General features: G+C 68.7%; 20 protein-coding genes and 1 riboswitch. Of the genes, 10 read left to right on the forward strand and 10 right to left on the reverse strand.

Features of this window, described 5'->3' with window-relative positions; translation table 11 throughout:
- Positions 1-286 precede the first annotated feature (286 nt).
- The 3 genes from AMK27_RS38830 (at position 287) to AMK27_RS38840 (ending at position 3,153) form a co-directional block, all read left to right on the forward strand.
- Positions 287-526, forward strand: coding sequence for a hypothetical protein (locus tag AMK27_RS38830; protein WP_073918967.1), 240 nt, complete (start codon positions 287-289; stop codon positions 524-526).
- On the forward strand, positions 523-1,515 hold the full coding sequence (locus tag AMK27_RS38835) for a DNA polymerase Y family protein (protein ID WP_073918968.1): 993 nt from the start codon (positions 523-525) through the stop codon (positions 1,513-1,515). Before AMK27_RS38830 ends, AMK27_RS38835 begins: the two co-directional genes overlap by 4 nt.
- A 606-nt stretch (positions 1,516-2,121) precedes the next feature.
- Complete coding sequence (locus tag AMK27_RS38840; protein WP_073918969.1) at positions 2,122-3,153, forward strand: SGNH/GDSL hydrolase family protein; 1,032 nt, start codon at positions 2,122-2,124, stop codon at positions 3,151-3,153.
- On the opposite strand, the gene AMK27_RS38845 is transcribed toward AMK27_RS38840, so the two are convergent.
- Positions 3,143-3,667, reverse strand: coding sequence for a helix-turn-helix domain-containing protein (locus AMK27_RS38845; protein ID WP_073918970.1), 525 nt, complete (start codon positions 3,665-3,667; stop codon positions 3,143-3,145). The genes AMK27_RS38840 and AMK27_RS38845 overlap by 11 nt on opposite strands.
- Before the next feature lie 474 nt (positions 3,668-4,141).
- On the opposite strand from AMK27_RS38845, the gene AMK27_RS38850 reads away from it, so the two are divergent.
- Genes AMK27_RS38850 through AMK27_RS38860 form a run of 3 tightly spaced genes read left to right on the forward strand, consistent with a single transcriptional unit; the run spans position 4,142 to position 5,623 of the window.
- A complete protein-coding gene (locus tag AMK27_RS38850) occupies positions 4,142-4,381 on the forward strand; it encodes a hypothetical protein (RefSeq protein WP_073918971.1) in 240 nt (79 codons plus the stop codon).
- A 2-nt stretch (positions 4,382-4,383) separates the two neighbouring features.
- Positions 4,384-4,950: an RNA polymerase sigma factor gene (locus AMK27_RS38855; RefSeq protein ID WP_143204933.1), complete on the forward strand. Its 567-nt coding sequence runs from the start codon at positions 4,384-4,386 to the stop codon at positions 4,948-4,950.
- Positions 4,943-5,623 (forward strand): hypothetical protein, encoded by a 681-nt coding sequence (locus AMK27_RS38860; protein WP_143204934.1) that lies wholly within the window; start codon positions 4,943-4,945, stop codon positions 5,621-5,623. Before AMK27_RS38855 ends, AMK27_RS38860 begins: the two co-directional genes overlap by 8 nt.
- A gap of 88 nt (positions 5,624-5,711) precedes the next feature.
- On the opposite strand, the gene AMK27_RS38865 is transcribed toward AMK27_RS38860, so the two are convergent.
- On the reverse strand, positions 5,712-7,775 hold the full coding sequence (locus AMK27_RS38865) for a hypothetical protein (RefSeq protein ID WP_073918975.1): 2,064 nt from the start codon (positions 7,773-7,775) through the stop codon (positions 5,712-5,714).
- A gap of 475 nt (positions 7,776-8,250) precedes the next feature.
- Here AMK27_RS38865 and AMK27_RS42855 point away from each other — a divergent pair, with 475 nt between their 5' ends.
- On the forward strand, positions 8,251-8,424 hold the full coding sequence (locus AMK27_RS42855; RefSeq protein WP_158076964.1) for a hypothetical protein: 174 nt from the start codon (positions 8,251-8,253) through the stop codon (positions 8,422-8,424).
- A gap of 434 nt (positions 8,425-8,858) precedes the next feature.
- On the opposite strand, the gene AMK27_RS38870 is transcribed toward AMK27_RS42855, so the two are convergent.
- From AMK27_RS38870 to AMK27_RS38905, 7 genes are all read right to left on the reverse strand, one after another.
- Positions 8,859-9,611, reverse strand: coding sequence for a helix-turn-helix domain-containing protein (locus AMK27_RS38870; protein ID WP_073918977.1), 753 nt, complete (start codon positions 9,609-9,611; stop codon positions 8,859-8,861).
- Entirely contained in the window at positions 9,608-9,871 is a 264-nt protein-coding gene (locus AMK27_RS38875) for a hypothetical protein (RefSeq protein ID WP_073918980.1), read from the reverse strand. Before AMK27_RS38875 ends, AMK27_RS38870 begins: the two co-directional genes overlap by 4 nt.
- A gap of 1,576 nt (positions 9,872-11,447) precedes the next feature.
- Positions 11,448-12,851, reverse strand: coding sequence for a hypothetical protein (locus AMK27_RS38880; RefSeq protein WP_073918982.1), 1,404 nt, complete (start codon positions 12,849-12,851; stop codon positions 11,448-11,450).
- Positions 12,852-13,116: 265 nt separating this feature from the next.
- Positions 13,117-13,389, reverse strand: coding sequence for a hypothetical protein (locus AMK27_RS38885; RefSeq protein WP_073918984.1), 273 nt, complete (start codon positions 13,387-13,389; stop codon positions 13,117-13,119).
- Positions 13,386-14,237, reverse strand: a complete 852-nt coding sequence (locus AMK27_RS38890) for a hypothetical protein (RefSeq protein ID WP_143204935.1) — start codon at positions 14,235-14,237, stop codon at positions 13,386-13,388. The genes AMK27_RS38885 and AMK27_RS38890 overlap by 4 nt, the downstream gene beginning before the upstream one ends.
- 341 nt (positions 14,238-14,578) lie before the next feature.
- On the reverse strand, positions 14,579-15,733 hold the full coding sequence (locus AMK27_RS44615; protein ID WP_079188785.1) for a restriction endonuclease: 1,155 nt from the start codon (positions 15,731-15,733) through the stop codon (positions 14,579-14,581).
- Entirely contained in the window at positions 15,726-15,962 is a 237-nt protein-coding gene (locus AMK27_RS38905) for a hypothetical protein (RefSeq protein ID WP_073918988.1), read from the reverse strand. The genes AMK27_RS44615 and AMK27_RS38905 overlap by 8 nt, the downstream gene beginning before the upstream one ends.
- 419 nt (positions 15,963-16,381) lie before the next feature.
- On the opposite strand from AMK27_RS38905, the gene AMK27_RS38910 reads away from it, so the two are divergent.
- Positions 16,382-16,573 (forward strand): hypothetical protein, encoded by a 192-nt coding sequence (locus tag AMK27_RS38910; RefSeq protein ID WP_073918990.1) that lies wholly within the window; start codon positions 16,382-16,384, stop codon positions 16,571-16,573.
- A 1,059-nt stretch (positions 16,574-17,632) separates the two neighbouring features.
- On the opposite strand, the gene AMK27_RS42860 is transcribed toward AMK27_RS38910, so the two are convergent.
- Positions 17,633-17,779: a hypothetical protein gene (locus tag AMK27_RS42860; protein ID WP_158076965.1), complete on the reverse strand. Its 147-nt coding sequence runs from the start codon at positions 17,777-17,779 to the stop codon at positions 17,633-17,635.
- Positions 17,780-17,991: 212 nt separating this feature from the next.
- Between AMK27_RS42860 and AMK27_RS42865 the strand changes: the two genes are divergently transcribed.
- Positions 17,992-18,168 (forward strand): hypothetical protein, encoded by a 177-nt coding sequence (locus AMK27_RS42865; protein WP_158076966.1) that lies wholly within the window; start codon positions 17,992-17,994, stop codon positions 18,166-18,168.
- Positions 18,165-18,301: riboswitch (cobalamin riboswitch) on the forward strand. Its footprint overlaps the gene before it by 4 nt.
- A gap of 157 nt (positions 18,302-18,458) precedes the next feature.
- Complete coding sequence (locus AMK27_RS38915; protein ID WP_073918992.1) at positions 18,459-18,707, forward strand: hypothetical protein; 249 nt, start codon at positions 18,459-18,461, stop codon at positions 18,705-18,707.
- Positions 18,708-19,330 lie beyond the last annotated feature (623 nt).

Below are 19,330 nucleotides of genomic sequence, written 5' to 3' on the forward strand. Positions count from 1 at the left end.
CTTCTTCGCCTGGAGTTCGGCCACCTCTCGCTGATGGGCCTGGCACAGCGGGTTCCCGCCGAACCCGAATCTGTGGCAGGGGGCGTGGCAGCGCGCACATTTCCCGAGGAGCGGGGGAGGACACATCTGCGGCGGGAGGTTCACGGGCCGGGCAGGGGTGGTCATGGCGCGCATCCTCGGGGTCGGGCGGACAGGTGCCGATAGCGGCTGAGAGTAGAACTCGCGTTCTGCCCGACCCGCGCGGCACGACTGGCACCCTAAATCGAACAGGTGCTCTAATCAGTGTATGAGGTTCCACCCGTTCCCCGACGACCTCGTCGCCGCCCAGCGATCCTGGACCGCGACCTACGAGGAGCTCGCCCACCCCGCCACCACCCGTACGACCCTGCTTCGCCGCCGACTGCTGCACCTGTCGACGCAGCTGCACTACAACCCCTACTGGGCACACCCGCGCCCCGCCGCAGGGCGCGCAGAGCTTCGGGATTTGGTTCGTGCGCAGCGCGCGAGGGAGGGCCGCGCGGCATGACCGGTGCGAGCGTCATCTGGCACGTCCGGTGCCGGCCGGACACCTCACCCAAGGACTACCGCCACGTCCTGGACCTGCTCACAGACTTCACCCCGCAGGTCCAGCCGCTCCCGCCGCTCGCCGCGCTCGCGCAGGTCAGGGGATCGCTGCGCCTGTTCGGTGTGGACGCCGGCGAGCTCGCGGCGCGCTTCCGGGTGCGGGCGTTGGTGCAGGCCGGTGTCGACACCCACATCGGCGTCGCTGACACCTGGGCGACCGCCGCCACCGCCTCCGCCCGCGTCGGCCGGTCCGGGGTGCTGCACCTGCCCGACCACCGCGCGGTCGAACACTTCCTCAGCCCCCTCCCGATTCAGGCGCTGCACGGTATCGGCCCCGCCCAGGCCGGCCAGCTCCAGCGGTACGGGCTGCACACCATCGGCGCACTGGCCGCCATGGACGAGACCGTGGTGTGCCGCATCCTCGGCGGCAAAGCCGGACGCACCCTGCGCGCTCGGGCCCGCGGCATCGACCCCCGCGCGGTCGCGGTCCGGAAGATGCCCGAGTCCGCCTCGGAGTCCTTCGGCTTCGACCGCGACGTCTACGACCCGGTCCTCGTCCGCGCCGCGCTCCTGGACCTGGCCGTCATCCTCGGAGACCGGATCCGCGCACGGGGACAGACCGCCCGCGGTCTCACCCTCGCCGTCCGTCTTGCCGGCGGCGGCACCGCGGAGCGGACCAAACGCCTCCCGCAGCCCTCCGCCCACACCGAGGACCTGCGCACCGGCACCCTGCGGCTCCTGGACGCCATGGCCTTCCAGCGGGCCCGGATCCGCTGCCTCACGCTCACCGCCGAAGACCTCCGCCCGGCTGAGGAAGGCCCAGGTACTCAGCTCTCCCTCGACCATGCGCGGGAGGCGCGGTTGCGGCTGGAGCCGGTGATCGACAAGCTGAACGCCCGGTTCGGCCACCGGGTTGCTGGGCCTGCTGCGGCCTACCGCAAGGCGAGTTGACGCACGCTCACGTGTGAGCCGGGCCCGCCGGCGCACGGTGCAACCGCTGTTGGCGTCGAACGGGTCGTCAACCACACGACACCGCGAGGCTCGCGCGCATGGAGGACTGCGTTGGGGCGGCTAGCGTCGGGCCTGGCCTCGGGTGCCGACTGGTTATCGCTCCCGAAGCCCCGCCCGGCCCCCTGCACCCCCCAAGGCATGGGACCGGGCGCATTCCAGGCCCGTACGGTGCGCCGATGCCGCTCCGCGACCCGCTCGCGCCGCGCACCGTCCGCCTGCCAGACCCCCGCCGTCCGGCGGGGGTCTCGTCGTTTCCGGAGCCGCTCCGGCTCACCCGTGCGGGTGATCTGCCCTTGGGCGTGAGAAGCCGCCAGTCACGTGAAGTGAGCCGGCGGCCTTGCGGCACCCCACGCGCCAGCATGGGTGCCAGCAGTTTCCTGTCGAACGGATGGGCGGCCATTGCAGGGCTGACCAAGATCGCCCGGCTGCGCTTCGCTGCCACTGGACCATCGCGTTCCGTTTGTGAATGAATACCTAGCGTTACGTTCTTCGCTCATTCCCTCCTCTCGTGGACTCCGACGAAAGGGCACAGCCATGTCTTCGGCCATGCGTAAGACGACGACCACTCCCAGGGCGCGGCGGCTGGCCGCCGCCACGCTCGCGCTCGGCAGCTGCCTCGCACTCGCCGTGCCGGCGGGAGGTGCCGCCGCGGCGCCCGCCGACCCGGTGCCGACCGTCTTCTTCGGTGACTCCTACACCGCCAACTTCGGCATCGCTCCCGTGAACAACCAGGACAACGAGAGGGGCTGGTGTTTCCAGGCCACGGACAACTACCCCGCCGTCGCCACCCGGACCCTGGCCGACAAGAGCATCACGCTCGACGTCCAGGCGGACGTCTCCTGCGGAGGCGCCCTCGTCCACCACTTCTGGGAGAAGCAGGAGCTGCCCTTCGGCGCCGGGACGCTCCCGGCGCAGCAGGACGCGCTCAAGCAGGACACCCAGCTGACCGTGGGAAGCCTGGGCGGCAACACGCTGGGCTTCAACCGCATCCTGAAGCAGTGCTCCGACGAGCTCCGGAAGCCCTCTCTGCTGCCGGGAGACCCGGTGGACGAGGAAGAGCCGGCTGCCAAGTGCGGTGAGTTCTTCGAGACCGGGGACGGGAAGCAGTGGCTGGACGCTCAGTTCGAGCGGGTCGGTTGGGAGCTGGAGGAGCTGCTGGAGCGCATCGGCTACTTCGCCCCCGACGCGAAGCGCGTCCTGGTCGGCTACCCCAGGCTCGTGCCCGAGGACACCACCAAGTGCCAGACCGCGGCGCCCGGCCAGACGCAGCTGCCGCTCGCCGACATCCCCCAGGACGCCCTGCCGGTCCTGGACAAGATCCAGAAGCGGCTGAACGACACCATGAAGAAGGCCACCACCGACGCCGGAGACGGCGCCGAATTCGTCGACCTCTACGCCTACACCGGCGCCAACACGGCCTGCGACGGCGCCGACCGAGGAATCGGGGGCCTGCTGGAGGAGTCCCAGCTCGAGCTCCTCAACACCAAGATTCCCTGGTATGGGCACCCCAACGAGAAGGGCCGGGACATCCAGGCCAAGCAGGTGGCCGCCAAGATCGAAGAAGTCCTCAACCGCTGACCGGCCACACAACCGCTCTTTCCGTATGAACGAAGCCCCAGGTCCCGCTGACGATGGCGTGCGCGGTGCTGTGCGGGACGTAGACGCCGGACCTGCGGGCGATGGTGCGCATCGCGGGGCGGCCGGCCCTTGCCCAGGCGTCGCGCATCGCTCTGCCGAGGCCGGCGGTGTTCTGGACGAGGTGGGGCTTGGGCACGATGGTCGACCGGCGGCTGTCCCTGTCGGCCTTGTTCACCGCGGCCTCGGCCGCACGGTGCAGTTCGAACAGGTCGTCGACCATGCCCCATGTCAGCAAAGGGACGCACCCCTTGGCGTAGGCGAGGACGACGTTCCAGGAGGGGACCTCCTTGCCGGAGGCCGCCCGCTTGTAGTGCGAGGCGGAGAAGACCCGGTCGGTCTTCTCGACGAGCTGCGTGTAGGTGAGTCCTGCCGTCGAGCGCAGGGAGCGGAGCTTGAAGGCCAGCTCCCCGCGCTGGGGGACGGTGAAGTCGACTTCAACCTCGGGGCGTCCCACGACAGCCGCCTCAGCCGGCCGAGTGGCCGGCCGCCGCGGCCAGGACCCGTCGCAGAAGCCGACGGGGCCCACCACCGCCACCCGCGTTCGTCGCGAGGATGACCACGACGGAGAAAAGCGTCCAAGGACCGGATCGTCCGCGCCTGCGACGTCGACCACGCTGCCGCCCCCGGCGACCTCTGACAAACAGAGAAGCAGTGCACCGGGCGCCGCACGAATCGTCGAACTCCCTCAAGGTGCCCATGTCCCCCGAGCCGCTGGCTTGGGCCCGGGAGCGGCCACAGCCACGCGAGGACGACTCGGCACCTTCCTCTCCAGGGCGCCGCTCCGAGCGAGTGCCCGAGTGCAAGCACGAGGCATGCTTCCCTGGGGCTCGGCGGAGGTTCTGTCTGCGAGATGTCACACTCGGGCACGCTTGCTGCTTTAAGACCCAGACGCGTGCGACAGCGCGCCGCGAAGGTCGAGGAGTAGGCCGTGGATCCGACGTTGGTGACGGTGATCGTGACAGGGATGCTCTCACTCCTGGGGCTCTGCGCCCGGCTGGCGTACAAAGCGGTCCGGGAGCGGGCCGACGTGCGTCGCGCGGAGCTCGCTCAGCAGGGGCTTTCGGAGCGAGTGCGGCTGTTGCCGCCGGGCAGTCGGCTTTCGGAACGGTCCGCTGGGCAGGCCGTGGAGATCCTGGTCGGCGGCGCTGACCACGGCTCGGAGAGGTGATCGTGACCGAGGTTCCGGTCCCCATCACCACACGGGTGGAGTACGCGGCTCTGTGTCCCGGAGACCTCATGCCTCCGGATCGAGATGTGTTCGACGCCTTGTACACCAGCGAGATGCGCGCAGTGACCGTCTTCCTGATGAACCTGGGAGCCAGCGTCTACGAGGCGGCTGATGCTGCGCACGAAGCGTTCCTGACACTACTCCCAGACAAGTGGCGCGAGCTGGAGCACCCCAGAGCGTGGCTCCGCAAGGTTGCCCACCGGAACTACCTGCGTCAGGTCGACCGACGAGACCATCCGCTCGACCCCGTTCCGGACCGTCCCGGCGGAACCTGCCCGGTGGATCTGGTCCTACTCACCGAGGAACAGACGCGAGTTCTACAGGCTCTCGGCCAGCTGCCGCCGGCCGAGCGGGAGGCTATCGCCTGGAAGCTGGACGGCTTCACCCACGAGGAAGCCGCCCGAGCACTGGGGAAGAGCCCAGCCGCGGTGCGGAAGGCATACGAGCGGGCCAGAACACGCCTGATCACCCTTCTGGAGCTGAAGAGGAAGGTGGAGTCGAGTGAGTGACGTGTACGAAGAGTTCGACGCCGAGGACGCGCTCGACACCCTGCTCACTCAGCACCAGAACAGTCTCACCGCGACCGTGGGGACGGCTCTGAACGTGTCAGCCGGGCTGCAAAGAGCGGCCTCAGTCGAATCGATCGTGATGTCGCACGGCGTGGACCTGAGGGACCGCAACGTCGCCTGGCTCATCTCGCTCAACACATGCGAGAGGACATCAGAGGTTCGCCTTCTTGACTTCCCAGTGCCCTCGGGCGCTGAAAGTTCGTCCCTGAACGGCGTCCTGGACGCGATCCAGCACGAGATCGAGGAGCTGGAGACCCTCGCACGGCGGATCGGTGAGCAGTCCGCTGCGGCAGGCCCCTCGGCAGAGACGGAGGCCTCGCCAGTCAAGCTCGCCGTTCTTGGTGCACGAGATGAACTCGGCCGCATCATGAAGCTGCTTTCCGCCGGAGGGATCACGAAGGAGTCCGCCACCTCCGAGTTCTCCCTGGCTGTCCACCTTCTCGACGAGCAGCGTGCGAACCGGCGTGCGGCAGACACCCAGGATGATCCGTTGTGTGACATGACCTGGGTGCGGCACAGCATCACCGCCCGCCTCGCACGTTTGCTACAGCTCAGGGAGTTGGTGGTGAGACTCTTCGAGGACTCCAACGCTGGCGCCTTCCAGCTGAGCTGATCGACCGGGAAGGTCCGGACCGATGAGAAACGCCCGCCCTCTGAACGAGGGTGGGCGATTCCGGTCGGTGGGTGGCCGCGTCGCCGTTCTACAGGAACCCGATGGAGTCGGCGAGGGCCCGGCCTCCGTAGTCGTGGTCGGTCAGCAGCGGCAGCACGTAGCCGGTGAGGAGGGTGAGGAGCCATCCGAGGAGCACGAGGCCAGGGACCCACCGGTCGTACAGGCGTTGGAGAACCGTTCGCGCCGCCATCGCGAGAACGGCGTTGACGAGGATGAGGGTCAGTGGCTTCCACAGAGGCGTGGTGGGATCGGCGGAGTAGGTGGCGCTCAGCACGATCCCGGTCTCCGCGGCGGCGGCGAAGACTGCCAGACAGGTGACGGTGGTCATCCAGATCAGATCGCTTCGCCTGGTACGGCGCCGCAGCATCTCTGCCGGGTCGGCCATCACCGCGGCGGTGTGGGAGACCCGCTTGAGCGCCTCCTCGAACGCCGTCAGCTCGCCCTTGGTGGCGCCCATGGCGATGAGAAGGGGCCGCAGGCGGGACCACGAAGGCAGGACCCTCCCGGCGAGCCACTGCTTCACCACTCTGCGGGCCTTGCGCGTGGCGAAGCCCTGGCTGACCTCGGAAGCCAACCGGGCATGCGACCAATCGGCCCACCCCACGCCGGCGCGCTGCCGCAGGGCCTCGATCTGCTCTCCGAACTGTTTCGCGTCCGACGCCCCGGCCAGCGCGATCATGAGGGGGGTTGGCGGCTCGGGACGGATGACCGGGCTCGGCGGGGCATCGCCCCCGGTGCCCGCATCGCTCGTGGGCGGCCCTGGGACAACGCGAACCTCGGGAGCGGCGTTCTCCGCGTAGGGCAGGGTCCCAGTGGCGGACGACGGCGCGGGGGCGGGGCCTTCGGAGGGCTCCATGTCGGCGTCGCTGGGGGCGGGCGTCACGGCGTGAGGCCGCTCGCCGTCGAGGGAGAGCACGGTCCTCTCGGCCTCGATCCGGACCACGTTCCGCCCCGGGGCGGAGATCTCGTGCTGCGCCGCTTCCTCCCTGGCCCGCGCCTCCGCCTGGGTCACTCTGCGGGACGCGCACTCGAAGGACTCGTCGCCGAGCCGCTCGATCCGCGGGTAGGCCTCCTTGAAGGCGTCGGACTCCCGCCGGGCGATACGTGCGTACGCGTCGTAGAAGGCCGCCTTCTCCGGTTCGGTGGCGCCCAGGGCGTTGATCAAGGCGTCCAGTGCCAGGTAGAGCCTGGGGAAGTGGCTGCCGCTGAGCCACTCGTCGACGGAGTTGTCCGTGTGCCGGGCCTCGTCGCTGAGGCGGCCGGTGTTGGCCTGCGCGTTCATGCGCTGCACAGGCCATTCCTCGACGCCGGCACGGGCCCGCAGCACCCCGACCGCCCGCCCCAGGTCTGCCGGAGACAAGGCCTTGGACAAGGCCTGGACAACCACGCTCGGCCCTGCCGCGGGTGCGATACCCGTGCTGGTCACAGTGTTGTCTGCGTTGTCCCCAGGGCCCGCGTGGACAAGTCCGCTGTCTGCGGGCCGGGGGCCGTCGTGCCGGGCGACGACCTCCCCGGAGATCACCTGCGGGGATGCGGAGTCTGCGACGACGCGCTGCCCGCCGACGCCGAGATGCGAGCGCAATTCATCGAGTCCCTCGTCCTGCTCGGCAAGTTGGTCCTGCACCGCCTGGAGCACCTCGCCGATCCGCTCGAAAGGCGGCAGGTCCAGCCCGATCCCCGCCGGCTGCGGCAGCCGGCCCCCCGCACCCTGAGCCGCCCCGGTGGTCCGGCGGGCGTCGGCCTGGGCCCGCGCGACGTTCGCCTCGGCGGCCAGCCGCAGCTCGAAGGCCTGCTCGGTGGCCTTGCGAGCGTGCCGCAACTGGCCCTCCGCCTGCTCCCGGTACTTCTCGGACTGTTCCAGCGCAGCCTGGAGTTCGTGAGCGCCGTGGGCCTCGAGGCGGGCGTGGTCGCGCTCTTCGGTCAGCTGGGCGCACTGGTTTTGCAGGACGGAGACCATCTCCTGCAGCTGCGTGCACCGTTTCTCGGAGTCGGCGAGCTTGCGCATGGCCTCGATCTGCTGGAGCCGGGCGTCGTCGAGGCGTAAGAGGACCTCGCCGACACCGGCCGGCATCGACGCCGCCCGGTCCGACATGCCCGGACGCCGGCCGTGCGGCAGGAGGCCGCTGGACCGCCTTCTGCGCGGCTGCCAGGAGACGGAGTCCTTCGGTGCGCTGCCGGTCGCGCATCTCCGTGTCGGACACGAGCGTGTCGACGACATCGTTCAGCAGCTGCTCGGGGATGAGCTTGGCGCCGTTGCGGTACTCGCTCCACACCGACTTCGAGTACGGGAACGTCTCCGCCAGCACCCTCACCTGGACGCCCGCGGTGACCTTCCGCAGCCAGGTCGCGAGCGCGTTCGCCTCCTCGGTACGGCCCCTCAGATCGCTCATCGGCCGCCCTGCCTGGCCCATCCCGTCCCCCTGCACATGCGTCCGCACGATGGACAACGCCCCCGTTGTCCGCGATCAACCGCCAGCTGCCTGGGCCTTCATTGATCGCCCCAGGCGGACATTCTCACCCCCCGTCAGCTTGGTCTCCAGCTGGTTCACCGAACTCAGGAGGCCCTCATGCCCAGCCCGAACGCTCCCCGCCCGTCCCGCCGCACCTGGGCGGCCGCCTTCGCCGCCGTCCTCGTCCTCGCCCTGAACCAGGGCTGGCCCGCCGCCGACGTCATCAAGCTCGCCACCGGCATCCTCGTCCTCATCGCCCTGGTCATCGGCGCCGGCTCCAATACCGACTAGCCCCGCCGTGGAGTGCGCCCGGTCGAGGTGCCGCCTACATGAGGATCAAGGGCGCCGGAGGCCGGCCTTGCAGTGAGCGAGGGAAACGACTCAGGACGTGTCGGCTGTGATTGGCCATGCATGAAGAAGCCCCTGGCGGCGCTCGGTACAGGAGCACCGTCGGGGACTTCACACGACGAAGCCCCCGGCGGTGCTCGGCGCGGAGCAGCAGACGGGGGCTTCGTCGTCACCCGGGGCCTACGTGGTAGGGCGCCCCATCGTCCTCCACGATGTCACGGAAGGGCGGATCGACTAGATGACCGACGCCGGCCGCGTGGTCCAGTAGGCCCGCTGCGCCAAGCAGTCCTTCGGCGGGCAGACCGCCAGCGCGCTCTGGTATCGAGTGCTGCTGGGGGCTTGACTGTTACCCCGCGAGAGGGACGCCGGGCAACGGGTCAGGACGAGGTCGTGGCCACCTCGGCGGACCGGTCAGCTTCGGTCGGCGCCTTCGCGGCGCGGTGCCATGCTGCTACCCAGGGCTCGAGGATGTGGTGGTGGCCGCAGGCGATCATGAATGCCTTGAAGTTGTCGAGCTTCTTCGGGAAGACCGGGTCGTCCTCCCGCTGCACGCCCCTGAGCATGGTGTTGAGCGTCGTCCTGCCCAAGTTCGGCACCCACTTATCGGAGTCTTTCCGGAAGCGGCGGGCGTACTTATCCAGGGCGTGCTCCATCTCGCGTGCCGAGCGGTACCCCGACCTCCGCCACATCTGTTCCATGGCCTCGCACAGGTCTCTGCGGGTCCGGACGTTCCGGGGGTTGGGCAGCCCGGACACCGCGTAGGAGGAGTACGCCCTGAGGGCCGCTTTGTTGTTCATGAGCCACTTCGCCGCGTCGGGCGTGATCGGGCCTTCCGGCAGGCCCGCATGTGCCTGGACGCCGACGTGCCCGTCGGGACGGAAGACCACCGTGCAGCCGGTGGCCTCCCTGACGATCGTCGTCCACGTCTCCGTGTCGAGCGTCAGGCCGCCCGAGACGAAGGCATTGAGCAGCTTGCACAGGTGCAGGGCGCTCGGGACGCGCTCCGCGGACTCGATGCGGCTGATCGTCGAGAAGTCCATGTTGCAGATCTCAGCGAGGCCGCGCTGGCTCTGCCCCATCTCAAGACGGCCTTCGATGATCCGACCGGCCAGCCGGACCCCGGCGCTCACTTGCCACCGCCGGCGCGCCAGGACTTGAACGCCTCGGTCACCCAGGCCGCGGCGGCCGCAGCCACCACACCGATGAGGACCTCGACCTCGTGACCGAGGACGAAGAACAGGACCAGCAGGAGCACGCTGAGCGTGCCCACGGCCCACTGAAGCATCCGGGCGAAGCCGAACGCCTGCGGTGCGGGCGCGTCGAGCACGCACCCGCAAGGAAGGTTGAACGGGCGGGACCCGAAGGCCACGTCCAGGTGGATACGAAGCATCACTGCTCCTGTCTCAGTCGCCTAGCCGAGGCGGATGGCGCGAGGTTCACTACGCCTCGCGATGTGAGGCGCTTGCCTCACTCACAAGAACTTTTGCCGGGTATGCACCCGCTGCACAAGGGCGTCCAAGGAAGTCGGACAGCGTCCACGTCCCGTCAGTTCTTCTTCCCAGAGACGCGTTTGGAGGCGTCCGAACGTCCCGGTAGCGCCTGATGCTGAACGCGGTGTCCAACCTCGTCCGTTGTCACGACCGGCGGGACGTCAACACGTCCACATTTCCGCTGTCAGACCGCCATTCGCTGTCCAACCTCGTCCAACCTCCGTCCCACGTGTCGCGCAACACCGATGGTGTCCGCTTCAGTAGCGGTCGTGGATCTGTCCCTTAGCCGAGGCGGGCCACCCACGCTCACTACGTGGACTGTGAGGCAGCTCACGCTCCTTGCGCCGCAGCCCGTGTCCCCGGACGCGGGCTCTTTGGCGTTCACAGCCGGTCCGCAGGAAAGACGAAGCCCCGGTGAGGCTCGTGAAGAGCAGCCGCGGGGGCTTCACGTCGCCCGGGCCCACGGGGGGAGGCGCCGGGAGACGGTTCAGGAGGACGCGGCCGCAGCCTCGTCGGCGGGCACGGCGGCCGTCAGGCGGTCGAGGCGCTCGTACAAGTGCCCGGATCAGCCGGGCGCGTTTCTGCACTCGGTTCAGGCGCATGCACCGCTGCGACAGCTGGCCCTGTGCGCGAAGCGGGGTCACCGTCATGCTCGGCGAAGGCGGCTTCGCCCCGCACAAGCAAGCAGGGCAACCTCGACGCCTACCCATGGCAGGCCGCGCTCGACGCTCTCCGCACCTGATCAGACTGGGTTGGCCCCGTTGGACCAACAGAGCCAACCCTTCGTCAGGAGGTCGCTTCTGCAGGGAGCGCCGCCCGCTACTTCACGTACGCCGCATCGTGCTGTCGTCGATGCCGAAGACGCGGACCTCACGGCCGTGTCGGGTGTCGGCCGGTGGCCTGTACGGCGCCGAGGTGCGGTACGCAGCCACCGGCGGGCTCAGCCTGAGTGCGTCCGAGACGGCGGCTGCGGTGTGGAGGCAGGGGACTCGCTCTGGCGGGCACGGCGGGCGCGGATCCGCCGGATGGTCCAGGTGGAGGCGGCGACGGCAAGTGCGGCCGACAGGCTCCCGGGGAACTCGGGCAGGGCGGAGAGGAGGACGTCGGACACGAAGATGCGGGCACGCCACGGCGGAGGCCCTGGCGTGCCGTGCTCCTCTGTGTGGTGCGACGACGGATGTGCTGTGCGCCCGGGCCTCTGGACGCGTTCGGTGGACAGCAAGGCGCCCGCCTGGTGAACCCCCGTGTCGGGGGCGAGGTCGGCTCGGGCGCCTACCGCGACCAGTCTGATCGATCGCCCGCCACGTCGAGGCGGTTAGTTGATTTCTCCTCGTTTGCGCGTAAGAGCCGTTTGATATCCGATCTGGCCGGGGCGGACGTCGCTTGGACGGGGCGCGCCCCCGTCCGGCTACAGTCACCGGCGGGGCCCGGAGCCACTGATCCTGGCTCCGGGCCCCGCCCGTCGGGACTGGCCGGTCAGTCGTTCTTCTCCGGCGGGGTGAGCAGGTCGAAGAAGGCGTCCGCTTCCTCCGCGCTCAGTCGGCCTTCCACGACCGCGTACTGGCGCAGCGTGTAGAGGGTGTCCTTCGCCGGGATCTCCCAGCGGGTGTGGGCTTCACGGGTGATCTCGCCGATGTGGTGGTGGGCGGACTCGGGGTGGTGGCGTATGAACCAGACGAGCATCTCCGCGATCGGCCGCGAGAGGTACATGTGCAGCCACTCCTTCGCCCTCGCCTTCTTCGGCCGGGCTCGCACCTCGCGGTCCAGGTCGATGGCGTCGGCGAAGTCGTGCAGCACGGCGCTCTCGACGGTGTGGCCGAGGACGTGGGTGGGCAGGACGCGGTCCAGGCTGCTGGCGACGTTCCAGGCCAGCGCGTCGGCGATCTCCCGGACGGAGTCCTCGTTGCGGGCGCGCAGGATCCACCGCTTGCGGACGTCCGGCCTTCCCCACAGGGTGTTCTGGAAGTCGTCGGCGAAGTGGTCACGGACCTCCGCCGCCCCGCGGGAGAGCTGGTCGCGGTCACCGGCCGACATCACGGCCCGGACACCCTCGTAGGAGCGCCGGCGGGCCTCGACCCAGTCGTCGGCCACGGCCCGGGCCCACTGGTCACGGCCGCCGACCTGGGCCTGCGGCTGGGGCACCTCGCTGTTGCCGCGCGAGATGTAGGCCCGCAGCGTCGAGGCGGTGATGCCGCCGAGCTCGGCCATCTCCGGTACGCCGATCAGCTGGGCGCCGCTCAGCTCCGGGGTGGCGAGGTCGACCACGCACTTCTCCAGCGGCAGCGCGCCATCGCGCTCGGCCTGGTGGGCGGCCCACAGCGCCAGGTGGTCGCCCCAGTTCGCCACCACCGGCGCTGGCGCCTCGGCGTCGATGGCGGCGACGTCGAGCACGGCGGCCCGGGCCGCGTCGGCGCGGCGGTCGAGCATGTCGGCGGCGCTGACGGTGACCGCGGCGCGCGCCTGGCGCTTCTCGTAGTCCTGCTCGACGGGGTCCCAGACCTGTCCGGGCCGGTACCAGGCGGCGCCGTCGAACCAGTAGCCGCCGGCCCGGTAGAACAGCTGCTCGCCGTCCCAGGTGCTGTGCAGGGTGGAGGTGTCGTCGTCCTTCATCAGCAGGACGGTTCGGCCGTGCTCGGGGTGGTAGCGCACCGACCAGCCGAGCGAGTTGTCGAGCGGGTCGGTGGTGAAGGCCCGCCAGCCGCCGGAAGTACGGTGGAGGTCGAAACGGCCCCACATCCCCTCTCCCTTGTTGCGGCCGACGGCCTCGATGGCCTCGGGCCCCTCGTCGAGCGGGATGTGCGAGTCGTCGACGAACGGCAGCCCGGGCACCGGGTGGTCGGTGCTCAGCCCGTTTGCGAGGGGGTAGAGATGGACGGTCACATGTACTCCTTGATCGATGCCATCCGCTGCATTTCTTCTGCAACGCTATCTTGCTCTACTTATACAACGTCATAAACCGTCCTGTGCAGCGATTTTTAGACAACCTTGTGCAGCCCTCTGTCCTGAAGGGGCGTAGGCGGCACATCGCAACCGGGGCCGGACTTGAGGAGACGCCGCTGTGTGCCCCGGTCGGTCGGGCCGGACACCTGGCAGGGCGCCCCGGCCCCCGGGGCGCCCTGCCGTCGGGACAGCGCCCCGGGGGCCCTTACAGCTGCCCGAACTTCTCCAGGATGTTCTGCACCATGTAGAAGGAGCCGGCGAACGTGCCAGCGGCCCAGCCGATGGAGACGAGCGGTTCCGCAGCGAGGTGGCGTGCGATGGAGAAGGCGATGATGGCTGCGAGGGCCGCGCAGACGAAGCAGAACATGATCGCCATGACCTTCGTGCCGGTGGTGGGCCCACCGGGTGCGGTACCGGCCGACGGCTCTGCGGCCGGAGCCGTGGGGTTGGACGGGGGCGTCGGGGTCGGGGTGGTCACGCGGCACCTGCCTGCTGCTTGTCGTGGTTGGCCTTGGTGTGGAGCTGGGCGGGGATCCAGATCCGCCGCTCGCGGGCGGCCTGGTAGAGGGCCTTTCGGAAACGTGTCTTGCAACTGCGGACCGCTCCGTGGGTGATCTTCAGCGTGTCTGCGATCTCGGTGTCCACGAAGCCGTGGATGGTCATGCCGACGACGGCCTGGGTCTGCGAGGTCTGCTCGGCCAGGATGTCCTCGAAGTTGTTGGTGAGGACGATGGCTTCGGGCTCGGCCAGGTAGCCGGGCGCCTGAAGCAGGCCGAGGATCCCCCCGGTTCCGCCGGGCGTCTCCTCGCCGAAGTCGGAGAGCTTGTGCAGCTCGGCCCACCTGACCCGCGCCCGCGCCCACTTCAGGTAGGCGCGGCGGAACTCCCAGATGCATGTGCCGACGAAGTACGTCCGCAGGCAGCCGGCTCCGCGGGGACCGGTGTGGTCGGGGTTCCACCTCTCGTTGACAAGCGCGTTGACGCGGAACGTCTTGAGGGCGCTGACCTGCATGTCGATGAGGATCTCGTCGCGGGCGGCGGCGTCGGCACGCAGAGCGGCCCAGTCCTCGGGGTGGATCCAGAACTCGATGCCCCGCTCGTTGAAGCGCGCGATCGCGAGCCGGCCGAGGGAGCCGTCACGGAGCATGCCCTTCAGGATCGGCTCGGTCTCCCGCAGCAGCGAGTCCTGGAACACCTCGTACGTCGGGCCCTCGAAGCCGTAATGCGCGAGCTCCTCGACGATGGCGACGTCTGCTCGAATCCGTGCCGCCCGGTCGTCGGACAGGCCGACGTCGACGGCCTGTCCGATCTCATGATCCATATGCATAGAACCCTCCCCGTCTCTGCACCGCCCCGTGTCGGCGACCATGCTTTCTCTGGCGCGCGACCAGGAGCAGTTACCTGGTTGTACGGGCTGATGTGCGGCGGGAACCTGCGAATGTCACACACGAACTGAAGAAGTTCTGAACTTTCCGCCCCGAATATTTCCTTGGGCCCCTGACCTGCATCGATGCGAGGAGTCGGCAGGGGACTTGATTCCTGCGGGCAGCTGGCTCCTCGGCTGCGGGTGCCGAGGCGAGTTGAGCCTCGAGCCCCGGCTGACCCATTGAGCCCTTGGATGTGCCTTCACCGGATGAGGTGAAGGCACGTCAGCCCCACAGGAGGTCCTTACAGCAGTTCCCACAGAGGCCGCGAGCCGCTGGCCCACTCCCGCAGGAGAGCCCGTCCGACAAGATGCACCTCCTGGGAGCGGGCGAAATCGATCGCAGGCTTGGTGAACCTTCCATTGGAGACGAGCACGACGACGTCGCCTTGGTGCACCCCACGGCCAGTGCTGCTGAGAACTTGCACATCAGGGCTGCCCACTGCGCTTCCGGACCGGCCATTCCGTCGGTGCTTGCACTGGACCACCCAGCGCCGCCCCTCCGGGTCGGTCGCCTTCACGTCCGCGCCGAGATCCCCGGCACCGCCGACCTCCACCGCGTCAGCACACCCGTCACGGCGCATCAGGTCTCTGACAGCGAGCTCGAACTGATGGGGTTGCATCGAGTCCAGTTGCTCGAGCGTGTAAGGAGGCGCCGAAGGCGTTGCCCGCCGTCTCGTTGCCGCGCGCCGTCGCTGGACCATCCAGGCCGCTGCCACGACGGGGATCAGCCCGGAGACGACCAGGATCACCGGGGTGGAGAGCAGGAACTTCACCGTGGCCGTCATCAGTGCCGTGCCATCGTCGGAGCCCACGTCAACCCACTGGAGATCGGTGACCAGCTTCTTGTACCAGAGGCTGAAACCGATCCAGCCGACCAGCATCAGGGAGGCGAGGAGGGCGGTGGCGCGCCGGATGTGGGTGGCGACGGTGCCCTTGTGCAGGCCGGTGATGGCGGCGAGTTCGGCATGGGTGTAGCCCACGGCCTTGGAGAAGAGGATCAGCCGCCGCTGCTGCGGCGACATCTGGTGCAAGGCGCGTTCGACGTCGAGCCGGCCCCCGATGTCCTCCTCCACTTCGGAGACCCACAGAGGCTTGTTGCCTTCGGCCGTGCGGTCGGTGGTGTCGATGGGGTCGACGCCCCTGCGGCGGCTGGCGTCCCTGACTCGGTTGCGGACGACCGCGCACAGGTAGCCGTAGATGTTGTCGATCTCTTTGGCCGGACCGTAGGTCAGGACGATGACGAGGGCATCCTGGACGATGTCCTCGGCATCGGTGCGGGAGACGGGCAGCTTTTCTGCGGAGAGCTGGCACCGGGCAAGACGCACGAGCGCCCTGCCCTTGTCCCGGTAGACCCGGACGACCCGCTCGTGGAACAGGACCTCGTCGCTCTCAGACACGGGTGCGACCCTTCTCGCCAGCGGGTCGGCAGCTCCCGCAGCCGGACGACAGCGCGGCCCTGGCCCGCATGACCTCAGCTGCGCCGTACGCGCGGGCGAGATCGGCACTGGCGCTTGCGTGGATCACCTCGGCCACCCCCCGGGTGCGGCTGCGATCGCCAGCGATCTTGATGAGCTTCTCGGCCATGGGCACGAGACCGAGCAGCACCGCCGCGATCACGATCTCCATTGTCTTCCCTCCCGTAAGGCTGCGCGGCCGGTCCGCGAATGCCGTTCGACAGGTAAGGGGAGCCCGGGGGGCGACTGCATGACACGGGCACGAAGGTTCCCGTCGGCCGCTCTGACTGGACTCCTCGCCGGGCCGCGCCGGCTCGAAGGCTGGCACCCCTTTGACCGCCTTGCAGTCCAAGGTCGCGGCCCCTTGACCACTTACCGGTCAAGGGGCGTGTTTACACCGGCCCGCGGATCGATGAACGGAAGGGCCGCCGACCGCCTGGTCTTCGCCTTGGCCGAGTTCTTCGAGTCGATGCTCCGGAACAAGGACCAGGCACTCCTCGCATAGATGAAGAAGGTCGGGTACCTCGTCTTCTTCAAGTCGACCGACGCGGTCGAACGTCAGGAAGGGCAGGAGCACGGCATGGGCGCACCGTGAACTCGGTCAAGGACGACTACGTCGAGAACGACATGCTCTCCACGATGTACTCCACCGACAGGATCATGCGCATCTCCAACGAGTGCCTGGAGCCGACGCTGATCGAGGAGGTGGGGGCGATCATCCGCCAGGGGTGTACCGTCCGCGCCTGGCCGAACAGACCAGTTCCCGTTGCTTTCGGCAGGTAGCGATAGCAGCACGTGAAAATCTGCAGAGTGCCGCCGTGGAGATACCCGAAATCTGGTACCGCATGGAGCTTTCGTCACCTGCCGAGGAAGGCTCCGTCCGCCGGCCCGGTCCCGGTATGAGCCGTACCCGATGCCTCGCGGTATGAGCTGACCTGCGACAACCACATCTTCCCGCAATCCAGCTGGGTCTGACGGCACGGTGGCAACGGCGTCCCCTTACCCACCCAAGATCTAGTGGTTGGATGGGTTGCCCAGCCGCTGGTGCCCTTCGGCTGTCAACTGTGCGAAGTATGCTTATGCCGCTCCTCCGAGACCGGTCCTCCGAGTCTCCGTTCCGCTGTGGAACGGTCCCTGGGTTCCAGGGATATGGGACCGGATTTGGAGGGGTGCGATGACACCCGATGGTGAGCAGTCGCCGACTGGTCAGAAGCGCCGCGTGCCCATGAGGCAGGTGGTGGTCGACTGGCTGGTGCCGGTAGCCGTGATCGCGGAGTTCATCGAGTGGGCCGTGACCCTCTGGCTGGGCTAGAGGTGACCGGGACCGGACGAGATGGTCGGCTCATGACTGAGCCCGACCGCGAGAAAGTCGGCCGGGCTCGGTAGTCACACCCTGAGGCGAGGGCCTGGGACTGGCGGCAACCGGTTCCAGGCCTTCGTCATTCTCCACCCGCCGAAGCGGCTGGAGACAAAGTGTCTCCGCCAGGTTAGCCGAGCCAGGCACCGATAGGCACCAGCGGGCACGGTGAGGTCTGGTGATCCTCAGTGAGGGGGGCATGAGGTCGGGATCCGGCGGCGCGTTCCGATAGATACTGCCCATCAAGCCACCTGAGCCCCAGGTCAGGGCACTTTTAGCGGGTGGAGTGAGTTCCCATGAGTGTGGTTGTGCCGACGGCCGTCGAGCGGATCCTCCGACATGGGGCCTGGGCTGGCGGTCCGCTAATCGATTAGCGGACCGTCGTCAGCTGTTGCGGACCAGTTCGTCGCGGTCGCCCTGGCCGCCGTCCAGCTCGCCCTGGCGGCTCCTGTCGACGTCTGAAGGCGCCCCCAACGCCCGCACGCCTACCAGTCGGCCCGCACACAGGCACCCGCGCGCGGCCTGTTCGGGAAGTTGGGCTGCCCATGGACCCTCTCGTGATGACCGTCGGCCACCTCCGCGAAGTCCGAGCCCTCCACGGGGCGGACGACGACCTCCCCGTGGTCATCCACGCCGACGTCCTGGGCGGCGAGTTCGTCTCCGTGCTATGCCTGGAGTCGGTCCACTCCACCTCGACCCTCCCAGAGGGGGCCGTCCGCGAGGACGACGATCCCAGGTCGTCCTCGGCGCAGGCCTCGGCGACGGTCACTACACCCGGAAGAACTCGCTGCTCATCCGGCCTTGCTGAAGCACCGCCGCACCCGGCACCACCGACGACGCCCGCATGCGCCACCTCACCCTCGCCCTCCAGCCCCACCACCCTGCCGACGCCACCGACCGCGAGCTTCAGCGGGCGACGGCCGACGCGCTGGGAGAGGTGTACTTCCGCGGCGGCGGCCATCGCGTCCACGACCTCGAGGTCGAGCTGACCTACATCAAGTGCATCCAGTTCGACCTGTAGCTCGTGTCCGGGGCGGTAGGATCGTTCTCGATAGACGCAGGGGGATCCGGTGCGAATCCGGAACTGTCCCGCAACGGTGTGCTACCCGGCCTGGGTGGTGAGTCCGAGGACCTGCCTATCCAGAATGTGCTCGAGCGTATCCGCGCCCGTGCCCTTCTGGAAGGGCTTCGGGGCACCTCTCGAAGCCCGATCCGAACCGGATCGGGCTTTCTTGCTGTCTACTCCAGGTCTCTCCGCTGAAGGGCTGAGGTCCGCGTATACGCGCAGACGAATCAGCTTGGAGGACTTCCGTGACCATTCAGATCGCCCCGCTGGCGGTCATGATTCTCGTCGTTGCCGCCATCGTGGGCTTGACGGTGTTCAAGTACACCGCCCGCGCGTACGGGATCGCGGGACGTGGAGATCTGGCAGCGGCCATCGCCTCCGGCGTGGGGGTAGCAGCCGCGCTCGCGGTCCTGCTAGCCCCGGGCTTCGGCCATGCGCCCGGCGTACCTGCCGCACCCCCGGCCAGCACTGCGGAGCGGGTATCGCTCCAGTAGCGCCGTACGGCATCGCAGGAGGCCTGGGCACTTCGCCCAGGCCTCCCAGCAGTGCTCCCCGCCCTCGTCCTGATGCTGTCCGGGGTGGGGCCGCCGAGCCCGCGCCCAGCAATCCGGCCGACGGGATCCGCTGCAAGGCCGTCGAGGTCGGCATGGGCAAAGCGGCGAGGACAGGCCGGCCCTCACCAGTGCGGCAGCCCTCCCGGCGGGCGCCTGAATGCCTGCTGCGCCCTTGTCCGTGCACCCTCCGGGGGTGGTGTTCGTGTGCGTGCGGTGTGCGTGAGGGGTGTGGCCCGGTTTGGCCATCTGTACATGCTGCATCAGTTTGATGCAGAGGGGTGGGGCAGGCTGTTTCCAGAGTTCAGCCGCGACCTCTTTTTGAAACACCATCAGCCGCACACTATCCGACCAGTGTGGGGTGATGGCAGCTGACTTCCCAGTCGGTGCACAGTGAGGCCTGTGATGCGTTCTCGGGTGTTTCTCCGGCTGGAAGTCGGAGGCTCTCGGCGGGGGTTGGGTCACTGTTCGGGTCACTCGCTCCAGAGCTGCCCGAACCTGAGGCGATGGGACGGAATCCCCAGCCGGTGGTTTAGGCAACGGCCCGACCCACCCTCACGCCTTGC

This window comes from Streptomyces sp. CB02009, from assembly GCF_001905825.1.
Lineage (GTDB): Bacteria > Actinomycetota > Actinomycetes > Streptomycetales > Streptomycetaceae > Streptomyces.

What these genes read in the sequence shown, in the direction of transcription:
- AMK27_RS38830 (WP_073918967.1), top strand. Translation starts at nt 287, where the DNA reads ATGAGGTTCCACCCGTTCCCCGACGACCTCGTCGCCGCCCAGCGATCC.
- AMK27_RS38835 (WP_073918968.1), top strand. Translation starts at nt 523, where the DNA reads ATGACCGGTGCGAGCGTCATCTGGCACGTCCGGTGCCGGCCGGACACC.
- AMK27_RS38840 (WP_073918969.1), top strand. Translation starts at nt 2,122, where the DNA reads ATGCGTAAGACGACGACCACTCCCAGGGCGCGGCGGCTGGCCGCCGCC.
- AMK27_RS38865 (WP_073918975.1), bottom strand. Translation starts at nt 7,775, where the DNA reads ATGTCGGACCGGGCGGCGTCGATGCCGGCCGGTGTCGGCGAGGTCCTC.
- AMK27_RS42855 (WP_158076964.1), top strand. Translation starts at nt 8,251, where the DNA reads ATGCCCAGCCCGAACGCTCCCCGCCCGTCCCGCCGCACCTGGGCGGCC.
- AMK27_RS38875 (WP_073918980.1), bottom strand. Translation starts at nt 9,871, where the DNA reads ATGCTTCGTATCCACCTGGACGTGGCCTTCGGGTCCCGCCCGTTCAAC.
- AMK27_RS38890 (WP_143204935.1), bottom strand. Translation starts at nt 14,237, where the DNA reads ATGCATATGGATCATGAGATCGGACAGGCCGTCGACGTCGGCCTGTCC.
- AMK27_RS38905 (WP_073918988.1), bottom strand. Translation starts at nt 15,962, where the DNA reads ATGGAGATCGTGATCGCGGCGGTGCTGCTCGGTCTCGTGCCCATGGCC.
- AMK27_RS42865 (WP_158076966.1), top strand. Translation starts at nt 17,992, where the DNA reads ATGCGCCACCTCACCCTCGCCCTCCAGCCCCACCACCCTGCCGACGCC.